This is a genomic window from Microbulbifer sp. A4B17, assembly GCF_003076275.1.
Lineage (GTDB): Bacteria > Pseudomonadota > Gammaproteobacteria > Pseudomonadales > Cellvibrionaceae > Microbulbifer.
This window is the reverse complement of sequence record NZ_CP029064.1, coordinates 4,040,458-4,056,713: the sequence shown is the minus strand read 5'-3', so window position 1 is coordinate 4,056,713 and position 16,256 is coordinate 4,040,458. Positions and strand designations below refer to the sequence as shown.

Annotated in this window: 18 protein-coding genes; 9 read left to right on the top strand and 9 right to left on the bottom strand. The window is 50.0% G+C overall.

Going from position 1 to position 16,256, the window contains the following annotated elements; all coding sequences use genetic code 11:
* Positions 1-43 precede the first annotated feature (43 nt).
* The 4 genes from BTJ40_RS17865 to BTJ40_RS17845 form a co-directional block, all read right to left on the bottom strand.
* The gene (locus tag BTJ40_RS17865) at positions 44-574 is read right to left on the bottom strand and encodes a hypothetical protein (protein WP_108734342.1); all 531 of its coding nucleotides are present in this window, start codon (positions 572-574) and stop codon (positions 44-46) included.
* A gap of 4 nt (positions 575-578) precedes the next feature.
* Positions 579-926 (bottom strand): hypothetical protein, encoded by a 348-nt coding sequence (locus BTJ40_RS17860; protein WP_108734341.1) that lies wholly within the window; start codon positions 924-926, stop codon positions 579-581.
* Positions 927-1,427: 501 nt separating this feature from the next.
* Positions 1,428-2,312 (bottom strand): protease HtpX, encoded by an 885-nt coding sequence (gene htpX, locus BTJ40_RS17850; protein WP_108734340.1) that lies wholly within the window; start codon positions 2,310-2,312, stop codon positions 1,428-1,430.
* A 164-nt stretch (positions 2,313-2,476) separates the two neighbouring features.
* Positions 2,477-2,761 carry a TfoX/Sxy family protein gene (locus BTJ40_RS17845; RefSeq protein WP_108735343.1) on the bottom strand — a complete coding sequence of 95 codons (285 nt, stop codon included), beginning with the start codon at positions 2,759-2,761 and terminating at the stop codon, positions 2,477-2,479.
* A gap of 232 nt (positions 2,762-2,993) precedes the next feature.
* Between BTJ40_RS17845 and BTJ40_RS17840 the strand changes: the two genes are divergently transcribed.
* From BTJ40_RS17840 to BTJ40_RS17830, 3 genes are all read left to right on the top strand, one after another.
* Positions 2,994-3,713 (top strand): M15 family metallopeptidase, encoded by a 720-nt coding sequence (locus BTJ40_RS17840; protein ID WP_238152052.1) that lies wholly within the window; start codon positions 2,994-2,996, stop codon positions 3,711-3,713.
* A gap of 156 nt (positions 3,714-3,869) precedes the next feature.
* A complete protein-coding gene (gene cysE / locus BTJ40_RS17835) occupies positions 3,870-4,676 on the top strand; it encodes a serine O-acetyltransferase (RefSeq protein WP_238152051.1) in 807 nt (268 codons plus the stop codon).
* A gap of 18 nt (positions 4,677-4,694) precedes the next feature.
* The gene (locus BTJ40_RS17830; protein WP_108734339.1) at positions 4,695-5,171 is read left to right on the top strand and encodes a hypothetical protein; all 477 of its coding nucleotides are present in this window, start codon (positions 4,695-4,697) and stop codon (positions 5,169-5,171) included.
* 70 nt (positions 5,172-5,241) lie between these two features.
* On the opposite strand, the gene ppa is transcribed toward BTJ40_RS17830, so the two are convergent.
* Entirely contained in the window at positions 5,242-5,778 is a 537-nt protein-coding gene (ppa, locus tag BTJ40_RS17825; RefSeq protein ID WP_108734338.1) for an inorganic diphosphatase, read from the bottom strand.
* A gap of 162 nt (positions 5,779-5,940) precedes the next feature.
* On the opposite strand from ppa, the gene BTJ40_RS17820 reads away from it, so the two are divergent.
* From BTJ40_RS17820 to BTJ40_RS17800, 5 genes are all read left to right on the top strand, one after another.
* Positions 5,941-7,314, top strand: coding sequence for a glutamine synthetase family protein (locus BTJ40_RS17820; protein WP_108734337.1), 1,374 nt, complete (start codon positions 5,941-5,943; stop codon positions 7,312-7,314).
* Positions 7,315-7,332: 18 nt separating this feature from the next.
* Complete coding sequence (locus tag BTJ40_RS17815) at positions 7,333-8,739, top strand: aldehyde dehydrogenase family protein (protein WP_238152050.1); 1,407 nt, start codon at positions 7,333-7,335, stop codon at positions 8,737-8,739.
* 102 nt (positions 8,740-8,841) lie between these two features.
* Positions 8,842-10,026, top strand: coding sequence for an iron-containing alcohol dehydrogenase (locus BTJ40_RS17810; protein WP_108734336.1), 1,185 nt, complete (start codon positions 8,842-8,844; stop codon positions 10,024-10,026).
* Positions 10,027-10,091: 65 nt separating this feature from the next.
* Complete coding sequence (gene msrA / locus BTJ40_RS17805; protein WP_108735339.1) at positions 10,092-10,682, top strand: peptide-methionine (S)-S-oxide reductase MsrA; 591 nt, start codon at positions 10,092-10,094, stop codon at positions 10,680-10,682.
* 24 nt (positions 10,683-10,706) lie between these two features.
* Positions 10,707-11,753: an alpha/beta fold hydrolase gene (locus BTJ40_RS17800; RefSeq protein WP_108734335.1), complete on the top strand. Its 1,047-nt coding sequence runs from the start codon at positions 10,707-10,709 to the stop codon at positions 11,751-11,753.
* 53 nt (positions 11,754-11,806) lie between these two features.
* Here the strand turns inward: BTJ40_RS17800 and BTJ40_RS17795 are convergent, their stop codons facing one another.
* The 4 genes from BTJ40_RS17795 to BTJ40_RS17785 form a co-directional block, all read right to left on the bottom strand.
* On the bottom strand, positions 11,807-12,739 hold the full coding sequence (locus BTJ40_RS17795; protein WP_108734334.1) for an ADP-ribosylglycohydrolase family protein: 933 nt from the start codon (positions 12,737-12,739) through the stop codon (positions 11,807-11,809).
* Between the two features lie 265 nt (positions 12,740-13,004).
* Positions 13,005-13,619, bottom strand: a complete 615-nt coding sequence (locus BTJ40_RS17790; protein WP_157954145.1) for a NosD domain-containing protein — start codon at positions 13,617-13,619, stop codon at positions 13,005-13,007.
* A 65-nt stretch (positions 13,620-13,684) separates the two neighbouring features.
* Entirely contained in the window at positions 13,685-13,813 is a 129-nt protein-coding gene (locus tag BTJ40_RS22975; RefSeq protein WP_255422763.1) for a hypothetical protein, read from the bottom strand.
* A 257-nt stretch (positions 13,814-14,070) separates the two neighbouring features.
* Positions 14,071-15,525, bottom strand: a complete 1,455-nt coding sequence (locus BTJ40_RS17785; protein ID WP_202862824.1) for a PLP-dependent aminotransferase family protein — start codon at positions 15,523-15,525, stop codon at positions 14,071-14,073.
* Between the two features lie 103 nt (positions 15,526-15,628).
* On the opposite strand from BTJ40_RS17785, the gene BTJ40_RS17780 reads away from it, so the two are divergent.
* Positions 15,629-16,228: a pyridoxamine 5'-phosphate oxidase family protein gene (locus BTJ40_RS17780; RefSeq protein ID WP_108734331.1), complete on the top strand. Its 600-nt coding sequence runs from the start codon at positions 15,629-15,631 to the stop codon at positions 16,226-16,228.
* Positions 16,229-16,256: the final 28 nt, after the last annotated feature.

Below are 16,256 nucleotides of genomic sequence, written 5' to 3'. Positions count from 1 at the left end.
ACACGGTAGTTTTGCCTCGTAGTACAAAACCTCTTTCGGCCTGTCAGGTTGCCTCGCCACGGGCCTGGTAATTAAAAAACAGCACCAGATTCCGGGCCGTTGTTACCTTGCCGTAATAGGGGTTGCTTTGATAGTCCTCAAGGGTCCGCCCGGTTCTTTGTGCGATTTCCTCTATTAAGTCCAGATCGAGATCATCTTCATCTAGTTTTAGAGTATTAAAGAGTTCATCTGACGCTTGAATTGGGACCAGTTGTTTGGTGGGAAGTGCCGCTTGTAGTTGTTCATACACGGCTCTGATTATCCATGTGTCTACAATTTTGCGATCAAACTCCTGGGCAAATTCACAAATAGATAATCCTTTGCGGCTGTTACATAGTCGTTGGAAATGCCTGTCAATTTTGGGCTGTTCAATAGTACCCCAAATTATGGTCAATATTCCTAAACCAACTAAAGCTAAAAAATACATAGGCAGGTAAATAAGGAGGGCTAGCACCGCTGTTAGAAAAGAAAATAACGTAACTTTACTTGCCTTTTTGGACTTGTATTTAGGCATAAATCTTGATGCTTTTTTCATGTTTTTATCGTTGTTCTAGTTTTGGTAGTCGTAGCTTTTGTTGTAATTTGACAAAGGTTTTTTCTGTGTAGGGGCCAAAAACAAATTCGGAAGAATCTGCGAATTTGTGGTCTTGAACACGATCTATGTAATAGTAAGCGCAGGCCCCTTCAGGGCAAGCGTAGACTGAGACGAACATCTCGTTTGCACTGATATGTTGTGGTTCATCGATACGACGGATATTGGCATCGTTCCCCAAATTAAAACCAAGGGCTTTTTCGCCATCTATCCAATAAATCTCGTAAGGGCCGTCATTCCATGAAGGAGAACACCCAATTAAAAATATGGCGATGAGTAGCGGGATGTACTTCACGACCCCTCTTTTTATGAATGCTTTAATAATTTACGTCTTTCTAAACAGAAAGAGACCCTTTTAAGTGACAACTCTGTGAAAAATTGAACGTAAAGCTGAGATCAATTATCGCCCGCAGAGGCCCAAAGGGGCCAGCGCAAACTACCTATGACTGTTATGTATCGATGTGCCACTCATCTTGAATTCCGCGATGCTGCTAAGGCTACCACTATTTGCATTGCTTGCTCTTCGGTAAAACCTTGCTTTTTAAGAGATAGATACAACTCCCTAAAATACTTTGCCTGCGCGTCTAAAAGCTCAGGATTACTTAGCGCTTTTAACTATGCCTTGAGCATTGAAACAAGCATATTTGTGTCAGATCCGGCAGCTGGATTCTGAGGCACCTGATTTTGTGCATTGGCATTACCCACGAATATATATAACCCACGCGAAATCAAAATTGTTAGATATTTCATATCTCTTCCTTGATATGGTAGGGATACATAACTATCTAATTAGGCACTAATTACGGAAATTTTGCAGGGCGAGAATACGATCATCCAGTGGTGGGTGCGTGGCCATAAGCGCTCCCATACTGCCGAATATACCGAAGGCTTTCATGTTGCCGGGTAGGGGTTCCTCGTGGCCCCGATCAGACTCCACCTTCAAGTGTTGCAGTGCGGCAATCATGGATTGGGGGCTGGCGAGTGTGGCGCCGGCATGGTCGGCCCGATATTCACGGCGGCGACTGAACCAGGCGACAATCATCATGGCGAAGAAGCCGAATATGATATCCATAACAATGGATGTGACAAAATAGCCGATGCCCAAGCCCTGTTCGTTGCGCAAGATAACCCGGTCCACGAAGAATCCAACCAAGCGGGCGAGGAACATCACAAAGGTATTTACTACACCCTGGATCAGTGCCAGCGTCACCATATCGCCATTGGCCACGTGACCGATTTCATGGCCAATCACGGCGCGGGCTTCCTCTCGGCTAAAGCGCTGCAACAGTCCGGCGCTGACGGAGACCAGGGCGCTGTTGCGATTCCAGCCGGTGGCGAAGGCATTCGCCTGGGGCATTGGAAATATCCCCACATCCGGCATACCAATGCCTGCTTTGCGGGAGAGTTCCCGTACGGTTTCTACCAGCCACTGCTCATCGGCGCTGCGCGGCTGCTCAATAATTTGTGTGCGGGTACTGATCCGGGCGATGGTTTTCGATAAGAGCAGGGAAATAAAAGACCCGCCAAAGCCAAAAATCGCGCACATCAGTAACAGGGCGCCAAGGTTGAGATCAACACCGTTTGCTTGAAGAATTCCCCCAATTCCAAAAATATTGAAAATGATGCCGACCAATACAAGGACAGCAAGGTTGGTCAGCAGGAATAGCCCAATGCGCAACATCGGATCTCTCCTTTGAGTGAGTGTCTTTACGGAATTATTCCGCGGCTCTACCGGTAAGTTTAGATAGGGTTGGCGCAACTTGCCTTTCTGTGGAGCGGCACAGCAGATCCCGCTGCGCCGGTAGTCCGTCTAATCCGTGCACCAGTGGCGCTTGAAGTGGATCGCTAGTCAGAGTTCTGGGTGGCAAGGAGGCGGTCGACTTCACTGGTGAGATGTTGTTTCAGCTCCGGCTCCAGGTCGTTCCAGTGCACATCCATCAGTGCGCCCTGAAGTGCGTAGAGCATCACCTTGGATGCGTTAATCCCCCGGTTTCGGATGCTGATAAAGGCCTCGACCGGCCCAACCCTGCGCAGGTCATCGTGGGAGCGAATGCCAATAGAGTGGAGAATATTGACCGAGGCCAGGCCCAGGTTTTTTAGTTTTAATAGTTCTGATTGACTCGGGTGCATTCGGTTTTCCCTACCAGTTTGAGCGTCCGTTGTCACAGCCAAACCCTCGACTGCGGCTTTGAACTTAACATAAATTAACAGATGGCTAACAAACATTACCGCCAGATTATTGTACGGCGCGCCTGCTTTTGGTGCCTCAGTTGAGGGTGACTGTTTGCTCTCTGTTAAAGTAGGCATAGCCTGTTGAATAATTTAGCCTGCCCTTTGGGGTTCGCCTAACAATGAGATACAAATGTTATCGACACCGCTGAAGCGTATGTTGTTTGGACTCGGCGATGAGCATGTCATTGTCGATCCCGCTTCCGACCAGCTTTTACACCCCGAGGCCCTGATTGCCTTTCAGCGCCTGAGCAGAGATGCCCGTGACGCGGGATTTTCCCCTAAAGTCGTATCCGGTTTCCGCGCCTTTGATCGACAGCTGTTGATCTGGAATGCAAAAGCCCAAGGGCAGCGTCCAGTTCTCGATAGCGAAGGTAACCCCCTGGATATCGGGCAATTAAGCGAGCGGGAACTGGCCTTCGCTATACTGCGCTGGTCCGCTTTGCCGGGAGCATCCCGGCACCACTGGGGTACCGATTTTGATATTATCGATGCGTCGGCAGTAACTTCTGACTATACGGTCCAGCTCATTCCCCAGGAGGTGGCGGATGACGGTGTATTCGGCCCCTTCCACCGCTGGCTGGATAATCAAATCAGCGCAGGTAACAGCTATGGCCTGTTCCGGCCCTATGCTGAGGATCGCGGCGGTGTCGCACCGGAGCGCTGGCACTTGAGTTACGCCCCCAGGGCCCGGGAGTTACAGGAGCTGCTCAGTGTGGAGCGCCTGTCAGAACTACTACGAGAGTCAGATATATCCCTGGGCGCTGCGGTTTGTGAGCACCTTCAGGATATCTATACGTGCTTTATCTGGGTCCCGGATCACTGCTATCCCTCGTTTAGTGAGCAACTATAGCGGCCTGTCGCGAAAGCCTGGTTACAGTTCGTTACTAGACCATATGAGGAGTGGTAGAAGGCCGCTTTGAGGCGGGGGATTTACCTTGAAAGGGACAGTCGATCCTGCCAAGCTGCGCCGCAGAGTGTGCCGGGGGCAATGTAAGGGAGATGAGTTATGGGTGAGGAAGTGGCCGTTAAAGGCCGGCGGGATATCTGGCAGGCCATGAGGGCTGAGGCCTCGGAGGCCGCTGCCGGTGAGCCTATCCTGGCAAGCTATTTCCACAATACTATTTTGCGCCACAAGTCCCTGGAAGATGCCATCGCGGATCACCTTGCTTCAGTGCTCGAGCACAATGCACTCACAGCAACGGCGTTGCAGGAAGTAATCGCCATGGCTCTGGCCAGTGATCCGAGCATTTCCCGCTGTTTGAGTGAGGATATTTGTGCCTGGTATGACCGGGACCCGGCCTGCGACCAGTACCTTACCCCTTTTCTGTACTTTAAGGGCTTTCATGCCCTGCAGTCCCACCGCATAGCGCACTGGCTATGGAACCAGGGCCGCCACACCCTGGCGCTCTATTTCCAGAGCCAGGTATCGGAGCAGTTCTCGGTGGATATCCACCCAGCAGCGCGATTTGGCTGCGGCATTATGATCGACCACGCTACAGGATTAGTGGTGGGGGAGACCTGTGTAGTGGAAGACAATGTCTCCATTCTCCATTCAGTGACGCTGGGGGGCAGTGGCTCTGGCAGCGGCGATCGCCACCCGAAAATTGGCCCCGGGGTGATGATTGGAGCCGGTGCCAAAGTCCTGGGACCGGTTAGAGTGGGAGAAGACGTTAAAATTGCCGCCGGCAGCCTGGTTTTACACGATGTACCCGCCCACACAACTGTAGCTGGTGTTCCCGCCCGCCAGGTAGGGGGGCGTGTCGAGGGGGCACCGGCTTACACCATGGATCAGACTCTGGATTCGGAAGAGTAACGAAGGGAAATATTATTGATGTCGCAATCCACCTACAGCTTGGTTTTTCGCGGAGATTTGGTGGCGGGATATACTGCCGGTGATGTAAAGGCCAGCATGGTGCGCCTGTTCAAGAGTAATCCCCAGGCCATAGAGAAACTGTTCAGTGGACGCCCGCTGACATTGAAGAAAGGTTTATCTCTGCTCCAGGCGCAGCAGTTTCAGGCCAACCTGGCCAAAATTGGTGCTCAGGTAAGTATCAAGAGCGAGGACAGTGGAACAGCTGTTACCGAACAGCCGAAGTCAAAGCCTGAAACTGCTTTCAGTTCGCAGTGGACTCTGGCACCCATGGAGGGAAACCTCGTAAAGGAGCACGAACGCAAGTCGGTGGAACCGGTCAGCGTTGAGGTAGAGCACCTCAGTCTGCGTGCAGCGGAAGGCCAGCTTCTGGATGAGAGTGAGCGCAAGGGGGAGGAGCCGTCTCCTGTATCTGTTCCCAATTGGGTAGTTAACTGACAGGGTCTCTCCAAACAGGCAATAAAAAACCGGCACTTGGCCGGTTTTTTATTGCTCAAAGAAAAGGGGATTAGCCTTCTTCTTTCAGGTAGCGCTCGCGGGAAGCCATAACTTCTTTGCGTGCAGCTTCGGCATCAGCCCAGCCTTCTACTTTAACCCACTTGCCTGCTTCCAGGGCTTTGTAGTTTTCGAAGTAGTGCTCGATCTGCTTGATCAGCAGCTCGGGCAGGTCACTGATTTCTTCAACGTGATCGTACAGCTTGGTCAGCTTGGTGTGCGGAACGGCCAGAAGCTTGGCGTCAACACCGGATTCATCGGTCATGTTCAGAACGCCAACAACGCGAGAGCGGATTACAGAACCAACCATTACCGGGTAAGGTGCTACTACCAGCACGTCCAGGGGGTCACCGTCTTCTGACAGGGTCTGGGGTACGTAGCCGTAGTTAGCCGGGTAGAACATTGGAGTGGCGACGAAGCGATCCACAAATACTGCGTCAGAGTCCTTGTCCACCTCGTACTTGATCGGGTCGTGGTTGGCAGGGATCTCGATGATTACGTTGATATCGTTGGGCAGCTCTTTACCTGCCGGGATCTTGTCGAAACTCATTGCTGGTCCTGAATGAATAGGTAACTGAAAATCTGGAGCGCGGATTATATATGCTGTGGAGCCTGGCTGAAAGTCACGCCTGCACCTGGCTAATGGCGTCGTAGCTCGTCTGGCGGGTCTATCCTGTAACTCGGATATAACAACAACAGGGCAGGACCAGTCATGGTACAGGCACGGGAGGTAAAAACCGCTCAGGAGGCCCGCGCAATTGTCGAAGAGCGAGGCCTCAGTCATGTCAAAGTGGGTTTATTCGATACCGATGGCGTGATGCGTGGCAAATATATGAGCCGCGCAAAATTCCTCTCATCCCTGGAAAAAGGCTTCTCTTTCTGTGATGTGGTCCTGGGTTGGGATGTAAAGGACCAGCTCTACGACAACACCCCCTATACCGGTTGGCATACCGGATACCCGGACGCCCCGGTACGCATTCTCCCGCAGAGTTGCCGGGATGTGCCTTTTGAAGACGATATGCTGTTGTTTCTGGCGGAGTTTGACGGTCGTGCCCAGGCGCTGTGCCCGCGTGCAGTGTTGCGGCGAGTGCTAGAGCGCTGCCGCTCACTGGGATTTGATCCCTATGCGGCCCTGGAGTACGAATTCTTCCTGTTTGACGAAACTCCCGAATCGGTGCGGGAAAAGGGATTCCGCAACTTAAAACCTTTTACCCCCGATGTTTTTGGCTACTCAATGCTGCGTAATTCAGTGCACGGCGAGCTGTATCGGGAAATTCTGAACCTGAGTGAGGGTATGGACTTCCCCCTTGAGGGACTGCATACGGAAACTGGCCCGGGGGTGTTAGAGGCAGCCATTGCGGTGGATGGTGCGGAGGCTGCCGGGGATAAAGCGGCGCTGTTTAAAACTTTTATAAAAGTGTTGGCGCAGCGAATGGGGATGATGGCCACTTTTATGTCCCGTTGGTCCAGCGACTATCCGGGGCAGAGCGGGCATATCCATTTGTCATTGAGAAATTGCGGCAGCGGCGATTCCGCCTTTTTCGATTCCAGCCAGCCCGACGGGGTTAGCCAGATAATGCGTCAGTTTATTGCTGGTCAGCAACGGCTGATGCCGCAATTCCTGGCTTTGATGGCTCCGACCGTAAACAGTTATCGCCGTTTGGTTCCGGGGTTCTGGGCTCCGACAGGGGCCAACTGGGGTGTGGAAAACCGCACAACGGCGCTCCGAGTTATCCCCGGTGGCGATGCCTCCCAGCGTATCGAGTACCGTTTGGGCGCTGCCGATGCAAACCCCTATTTAGCACTGGCCGCTGCCTTGGGGTCCGGCCTCTATGGTGTTATGCAGCAATGGCAGCCCAGTGAGCCTATCGCTGGTAATGCCTACTCGCTGGAATTGGAGGGCGAGCAAGAACTACCAGGTACACTGTGGGAGTCTACCCAACAATTTAAGGCGTCAGAGGCGGCACAGGAATTATTTGGCAGTGAATTTGTTGAGCACTTTTCTGCCAGTCGTGAGTGGGAGGAGCGGGAATATCGCCGCCATGTCAGTGATTGGGAATTGGAGCGGTACTTCGAAATAATTTAATTGGGAGTATCGACGCCGATGAAAACGACAAAAATCATGCACCATCTCCAGTGTATTTCCCCTATTGATAACAGCGTTTATGTTGAGCGTGCCCTGGCGGGTGAGGTGGAGATTCGAGTGGTGCTGGACCGGGCCAATAAGGCACAGCAAGCCTGGCGGCGGACACCTCTCAGCGAGCGTATTGCTATTGTCGAGCGAGCAGTGGACATATTTTCCTCCAAGAAAGAGCGTTTGGGGCGGGAGCTGTGCTGGATGATGGGGCGCCCAATCCGCTATGCAGGAGGGGAGATTAGTGGATTTATTGAGAGAGCACAGACTATGGCAAAGCTTGCCACTGAAGCTCTTGCCGATATTGACTTACCTGAGAAACGAGGATTTACCCGATTTATCCGCCGGGAGCCTCTCGGTGTTTCCCTGGTGATTGCTCCATGGAATTATCCCTACCTGACAGCAGTTAATGCTGTAGTGCCGGCACTATTGGCGGGGAATGCGGTTATATTAAAACACTCGACTCAGACACCACTTTGCGCTGAGCGAATGGTGGAAATTTTTCGGGAGGCGGGATTACCTTACGGTGTTTTCCAGTTCCTTCACTTAAATCATGCTTATACCCAGCGGTTGGCGTGCGCGGGGGAAATCCAGCACCTTGCCTTCACCGGCTCGGTTGGTGCCGGGATAAATCTGGAGCGCACAGTTGCCGGTCGGTTTATTCAGGTTGGGCTCGAATTGGGGGGGAAAGACCCTGCCTACGTTCGTGCTGATGCCGATATTACCCAGGCTGTAGCAGCAGTAGTCGACGGCGCTTATTTTAATTCCGGGCAGTCCTGTTGTGGTATTGAGCGGGCCTATGTGCATGAAGATATTTTTTCTGAGTTTATTTCCCAGGCGGTCGACCTGTTGCGTGAATACCGACTGGGGCGCCCGGATCAAGCTGAGACCACTTTGGGGCCGTTGGTGCGCGCAGAAGCGGCTGATCGGGTTCGGGCGCAGGTGGATGAGGCGGTAGCTGAGGGCGCGAAAGTCCATTTGGATGTGAATGAATTTCCAATGGACAAACGGGGTACCCAGTATATGGCACCACAATTGTTAACCCGGGTGCGACATCATATGCGAGTGATGCGTGAGGAGACTTTTGGACCCGTACTGGGGGTGCAGAAAGTGCATGATGACGGCGAAGCTCTAGAATTTATGAATAACAGCCCCTTCGGTCTTACTGCGGCTATTTTCTCCCGCGATAAAGACGTTGCATTGGAGATGGGGGATTATCTTGAGGCGGGTACCGTTTTTTTAAATCGATGTGATTACTTGGACCCGGAACTGGCTTGGACCGGGGTCAAGCAATCTGGCCGGGGATGTACTCTTTCTAAAATTGGGTTTGAGAGTTTAACCCGGCCCAAGTCATTTCATTTTAAGCTCAATGGTTAGCGGGAATTGGAGGATGTTGAGGGTAAATTACCTCCCCGCCTTCTCGAAGGGTCACATTCCACATTGAGTCTATATAAGTGACACAAATTTAGAGAGGAAATTGTGGATAAATACCATGTCAATTGGAATTATCCCACGACCATTTGGGTTGGTCCCGGCCGAATTACCGAGTTGGCTGAAGCTTGCCAGGAGCTGAATATTCGCAGCCCACTGATAGTCACAGACCCTACCGTCGCCGCATTGCCACTGATCGATAGCGCGATCAATCCGTGCCACCAGGTGGGATTGGAAGTAAGTATTTTCTCCAGAATTAAGGGTAATCCCAACGAAGTCAATATTGCCGATGGTGTAGCCAAGCTGCACGAACACAAGTGCGATGGGGTTATTGCCCTCGGTGGCGGCTCGGCTCTTGATGCGGGTAAAGCTATTGCCCTTATGGCAGGGCAACAGCACAGTATTTGGGATTTTGAGGATATTGGCGATAACTACAGGCGCGTGGACCCAAAGGGTATTTTACCGCTGATAGCAATTCCCACGACTGCTGGTACTGGCTCGGAGGTTGGTCGGGTTTCGGTAATCACCGATGAAAGAGCCCAGGCTAAGAGGCTGATTTTTCACCCTCGTATGATGCCGGACATTGTTATTCTGGATGCTCAGCTGACGATGGGGCTGCCCCCGGACCTCACTGCGGCGACGGGAATGGATGCGTTATCCCACAATCTGGAATCTTTTTATTCCCCCCAATACCACCCCATGGCCGAAGGGATTGCCCTGGAGGGGATGCGCCTGATCAAGGAGTATCTGCCACGAGCTTATGCCATAGGTGCAGAACTCGAGGCGCGTCAGCAAATGCTGGTCGCATCCTGTATGGGCGCAACGGCTTTCCAGCGAGGGTTGGGGGCTATCCACGCATTGGCTCACCCCCTTGGTGCCCTATATGACAAGCACCACGGTCTCCTTAACGCAATTTTGATGCCCTATGTCCTTATCGCCAATCGCCCAGCCATCCAAGTGCCGATGGGGCATCTGGCGCTCTATCTACAATTGGCTGGTAATGACATGTTCGACAGTGGATTTGACGCGGTGCTCAACTGGGTGCTCGGCTTGCGCAAGCAGGTGGGGATTCCCCATAGCCTGGCGGAGATCGGCATTGATGATACCGATGCGGATAGAGTTGGGAAAATGGCGTCTGTGGAACCTTCCGCCAGCACTAACCCGATGCGTTTTAATGGGATTGAGTACCGGGATATTTTCCTGCGCGCTTGTGAAGGTAGTATCACACTGTAATAAATCCCTGTGAATAAGCGACAGAAGAGAATGTGTTCCATCGATAATCGGTAAAGGACTGAATGATGCGCAGTATTATTGCTCTCTTGTTCCTCTCGCTGGCTGGTATTGCCCTGGCTCAGGATTCATCGAATATTCGCACGGCTATTTTTGCGGGTGGCTGCTTTTGGTGTATGGAGCCACCATTTGACAAGGTTGATGGCGTGCTAGAAACCACTTCCGGGTATAGTGGTGGCCATGTCAAAAACCCAACTTATGAACAGGTATCTTCCGGCGGTACCGGTCATGCCGAGGTTGTTCAGGTAAAATATGATGCGAACAAAGTCAGCTATTCTGACCTGCTCAATATTTTTTGGCACAACATTGACCCCTTTGATGCGGGTGGCCAGTTTTGTGATCGCGGCGACCAATATCGTGCTGAAATCTTCTATGGTAATGATGAGGAAAAGGCCTTAGCTGAGGAGAGCAAGAAGAAGGTGGAGGCGGAACTGGGCAAAAAAGTGGTTACACAGATAAAGCCCGCTGCGACCTTTTATCCCGCAGAGGCTTACCATCAGGACTATTACCAGCGTAACCCCCTGCGCTACAAGTATTATCGCTACCGCTGCGGACGCGATAAGCGCCTGGAGGAGGTCTGGGGAAAAGCGTCAAGCTGACGTTCACTCACCCAGCAGTTGAAAATGATACCTGGTACTTCTTTGTATGACGGTGAGGTTCTGGAAACGGTGAATGGTTTCCCTGTACTTTACCGCTATATTCAGAGCAGCGGTTCCAAGCCGCTAATGGTATTTATTCCTGGAGCGGCTCATCTAGCGCGTATTTTTTATGGCTATCCCGGTGGTCGCCCTGACGATTTTATCAGCCACTGGGTCACTCGAGCGGGTTTCCCTTTCCTGGCTATTTCCTATCCTGTGGCGAACGCGGTTTTTAGTAGCACGCATCCCGAGTTTACCATTCAAGATTGGGGCAATCAGGCAGCGGACGTTATTGCCAAAATTCTCTCCGAAAACCACCTCCCGAGTTCAGTGATAGTGTGTGGCTGGAGTATGGGGGGGAAAATTGCAGGGGCTCTAGCGAGGGCGGCGAAAACTGCGGGCTTTTCGATCGAATGCTTGGTTGCCATGGCTGCAGATCCTCCATTGCCAGGATTCCTACCCATTGCTAATGTCAAAGCCATAGAAATGACCGCTGACGGCATGGCTAGCCGCAGCGGTATTTACCCCACATTTTTTGCCGCGCTCAATGAACAGAGTACCTTTAATCAGCACACAATTATTCCCGAGGATAGATATCGGAGTGAGTTTCTCGGCGCAATCCCTGTCGCTCTGATTGGAACTGGACTAATGTACGACGGGCGAGGGTTTAAGGAAGATCTTTCCAGGGCATTAAAGACAGCAAATACTTTTGGCTTTCTGGATTATCCGATTCCTGTCGTTATTCAGAGTGACTCTATGGGGGATTTGGAAAATGTGCTGTGCAATATTGATGACTGGGCCTTTATTCGCAATCGGGTGCTTGTGAATAAGCTTTTGGGTTCGGTGTCTCCGGAGCAGATTCCGAGGGATAAATGGGAGTTGGTGCAGCTCTTAACCCGCTCATCTTCAGACTATTTTTCACAAATTGTCTCGGGTAATCATTTCTTTTTCGTTGGATCTATAGGGGCGCGAACGACGGTTGATCGAATAGAAAAGCTGCGGGCCAGGGTGAGAAGTATTCAGTCTTTTTAATCCCCGTCCAGGGCAGCTCTGTTACGATTTATAGGCTGCAATCGTTGGCTGAATTATGCCGGTTGTAAAGCTTGTTCATGTTGGTGCTGGGTGAAATAGAGTTTCTCAGAGAGCTCATTAATAAGTTCGATGTCTTCAACCTCTGCAGCCAGACTTTTCATTCGGCTTTCGCCATTAAATGCTCCCCAAATACTTGCTGCCATGGCGCCAATAGTATCCGTATCACCGCTTAGGGAAAATATATTCGCCAGTAACGAAGTTAAAGGCGAGTTTCGATACATCAGTCCAAAGTAAATGGCGGTGATACAGGATTCTGGAGCCGTTATTCCATTACCTAGCCACTGCTTGATCTGCTGTGGATGTGGAAAGTTGAGGTTGGACAAAAGAGTCGCACATTTTTTGAGTTTTTGCTGATATATTTCAGATTCACTGCTCATCTCCAGCTTGTCTAATATCTCCCTGTTTGATCGATCCTGCAGGGACTCACAGATGGTGATGGCGATCAGATATGCCCCTTCGACAGCGATAGGGTGGGCATGGGTGATTTCGGAGACGGATTGTACGTGTTGCTTGAGAAGATGATCATTTTTGGGGTGGCAGAGGGCGATAATTGGTGCCCTCATGGCGGCTCCATTACCAATAGAGCCCTGTTTGAACCTTTTTCGGTTTAAATCCTGCCATCGCTTACCGTCCCTGACACCTTTGAGCAGCTTCGCTGCACCGGGTCCATAACCTCTGCTCCATTGGTAACTTTGAGCAAAGTTTTTGGCGATGTGATCCTGATCAAAATAATTATACTCAAGGTAGGAGCTTGCTATATCTATAGACATTTGAGTGTCATCCGTATAGCGCCTTTTTCCCTTGTCTGTTTTACCGATGATTTTCCACAGTTGTCTTTCCAGTACTCCGCCTTCGTAAGGCGCGCCATATGAATCACCGATGGCTAGACCTTTAAAACAACCTCTATATTTTCTGAGATTTATCATTGGTTTTTTTGTGATCTGATCGAAAGATAATTAGTTGTATGGCTGATTGTGAAAACTCTTATTTATCTTCAAGCTAAAATCAATATAAACAATTTATAGCGTGCTATTAAGAGGTGGAATAAACGATAATTTTAAAATTTCTTCAAGCTAAGAATTGAGCATGGTCAATAGCGTTCGAGATCTATGTGTTTACTGAATTGAAAAAACAGGCCTATATTTCGTGTGTAACTAAACCTGATAGGCCTGTTGATAGTGGGTAATCTATTTATTGGATGCAGGCATTATTAGCAGTATCAAAGTCATTTCGAATCCACACATTGCCATTGCGAGCTGGAAAACTGTCATCTGCCATATCGGCGCCTCCACTACCCATAGCGGTATTGCCGATTATAAGGTACCCCACCTGCCCCAAACCCAGCATCTTAATTCCGTGAGTTCCATTATTATCTGAGAGGTTGTCAGCGATAATGCCACCATCGCCGCCATCAATGGCAATTCCACTCGCTCCGTTCGAACTGGTATCATTTAATTGAATTAGGCTGTCATTCCCGACGATTTTTACTCCCTGCAGAGAGTTCCCCATAGCTTCGGAATTTCTTACACGGTTTCCGTCTCCCATAAGACGTATGCCCATACCCCAATTTCCGTTGGCATAGGAAGTTTCTACGCTGTTGCCAGAGCTCCAAAGGGCAATTCCTGCAATAAAGTTTGCGGTAGCATTGATATCATAAATTGAATGCCCGCCACCCCCTTCCGCAGAAACACCGTTATTGCAGTTTTCGATACTGCCTCCTCCGGCAGTATCTTCGAGAACAGTGTCGGAGTCAGTCAATCGGACACCAATTCCATCGCCATCACAGCTAAGTGTGTAGCCGTTCATATCGAGTGATCCGCCAGCTCCAATGATGAGAGCCGGATGGCTTGTACAGAGAAGAATATCGCTAGTCATACTTCTGCTGTGGTTATGGTATCTCCACAGCTGACGGCGGAGGTCACTGCAGATAGTGACAGGCTGGCTACGCCGGTAACAGTTAACAATGCTGCTTTTATTGGATTCATATTTCTATTTTTCATATCAAATTTCCCTAATTATGTGAGTAATTGAAAATAAGAGAGAACACCCAAAGCAAGGAGATTGTGACTTAGGCTTGGAAAAGGGCCATAGGAAATTTTCCCTAATTAATTGGCTTTTATTTGATATGCTGGTGATAGTATGAGTTTTTTATTCTATTAAAGTATTTGCTCATTTGTTTTTTTTTGTTTGCGTAATATTGGTGTGTGAAATAAAGCAATATTTACTTTTAAATAAATATTATTTATTTGTTCGGTATTTATTTTTCCAGTAGCTTTGTGAGAACCTTTACACATTCCTCTCTCTGTTTGTGTTCTGTATTGGCAAATCCGAGTACCAATCCCGTATTTTCCACTTTGTTCGGGAAAAAGAGAGATAGTGGTGTGCTTCCTAACCCGTGGCTGCGTAATTTTTTCGACAGGGTAATATCATCATGTCCTGGTGTTGAAATTACCAGATGCATGCCGGTACTACTGGCAATTAGTCTTGCTGGCGAGGGTAGTGTATCGCGAATAAGCTGACAAAAATGTTCCCACTTTTGCATATAGCTAGCACGCATTTTTTGAAGATGCCGGACAAAATGCCCCTCGTTGAGGAAGTCTGCCACGACAGCCTGGGTGACTAAGGGGGAGTGACCAGAGAGCATTTCTTTTGCTTGTGCAAATGCAGGTACAGTAGAGCTGGGGGTCACTAAGTAGCCGAGCCGCAAGCCAGGTAATAAGGTTTTACTGAAACTTCCCATATAGAGCACGGGTGTTTTTTCTCCCATACCCTGAAGCGCTGCGACGGGCTTGTTTTGAAAAGAAAACTCACTGTCGTAATCATCTTCAATGATCCAGCAGCCCATTTGTGTCGCCCAATCCAATAACTTGATACGTTCACTGGCGGGCATAACACCACCCATGGGGTATTGATGTGTTGGCGTGATAAAAAGTAATTTGGCTTTTTTTGCGCTCTTTACCAATTTATCCACATCAAGGTGCTTATCTGCCAGGCTTACAGGCATGAGTTTTGCCCCAACAGCCAGAAAGGCTGATCGAGCGCGGCGATAGCCAGGGTTTTCTATATAAACTCTATCCCCTCGGTTGACAGTAACTTGCGCACACAGATTCAGCGCCTCTTGAGCTCCGTTAGTAATAATTACCTGTTCAGCATTGCAGCGAAGGCCGCGTGAGTTGCGAAGGTACTCGGCAAGTGCTTGGCGCAAAGGTAAATAACCTTGGCTCTGTCCGTAACCAGCCAGGGCCAACCTGGATTGATGGCGGCGGTACAATTTATTCCAGATAGTGAATGGAAATGCATTTAGATCTGGTAAGCCGGGGGTAAATGGGATTAATAGATCTTCGTTCTCCCTGCTTCCCGGAAAGGCTTGTACCAAGTCACCATAGTCAGAGAGTGGCGGCAAACATCTGTTCGACTGCGCCTGCCAATCTTGCCCTTCAGGTTTCTCGACATAGGACGGTAGTTTCGGGGATACGAATACGCCTTTACCTGGGTAGCTGGTAAGGAAGCCTTCCGCTTTCATTTGATCCAAGACCTGAGTGACAGTATTGCGGCTGATGGCGAGGGACTCTGCCAGTCGGCGTGATGAGGGCAGCTTGGTGCCAGCGGCCAATCGGCCTACACAAATCCACCGCACCAGTTGCCGATACAACTGGCTCTGCAGTGGCTGGCCTGGGTCGAGGTTTAGGTCTGCAAGCTCGTGGCTAGTCAAAACTGGCACCATCAAATAATTAAAACTGGTTCTTATCAGCGTACCAGTAAGCCTCTACATTGGCGATATCCATTTTACACCTGAGTGAATTGAGGGAGGGTTTATGGATTTACATTTGCCAGTCTCTGATGAACTGCAAACCTCGGCGAAAAGCCGTATACGTCGCGCGCCCAAGCGTGCCAGTTACCGCCGTGAGGATGTTTTTCAGCTTGTCGATGAATTAAAGCTGGGCCATGTGGGCTTTATTGAAAATGGTGACGTCATCATTATCCCCTTAACAGTTTGGCGCCTGGGAGAGTTTTTGTATTTTCATTTAGCAAATAAAAGCCGCTTGCAAAAACTATTGGAGAAAGGGGGGCAGATATGTATTTCTCTTGCCCGATGTGATGAGTGGGTATTGGCCAAGTCGGCCTATCATCACAGCGCAAATTATCGCTCTGCTGTATTGTTTTGCTGCGGTGAACGGGTTACGGACCAGGGGGAGTTTGATGCAGCCTTTAAAGCGATTATTGACGATATAGAGCCGGGGCGCTGGGATCAAGTACGCCCACCCAGTTTGCAGGAGCGCAAGGGAACGGCCTTAATGCGCCTGACGATCAAGGAGGGGGCTTTCAAGAGCCGAACTGGCGCTCCTTCAGATAATAACGAAGATCTGGCTCTGCCTGTGTGGAGCGGAGTCAAGCCCGTATGCCCGTTTGGTTAATGCATAATTTTGCAGGTTAGTAGAGATC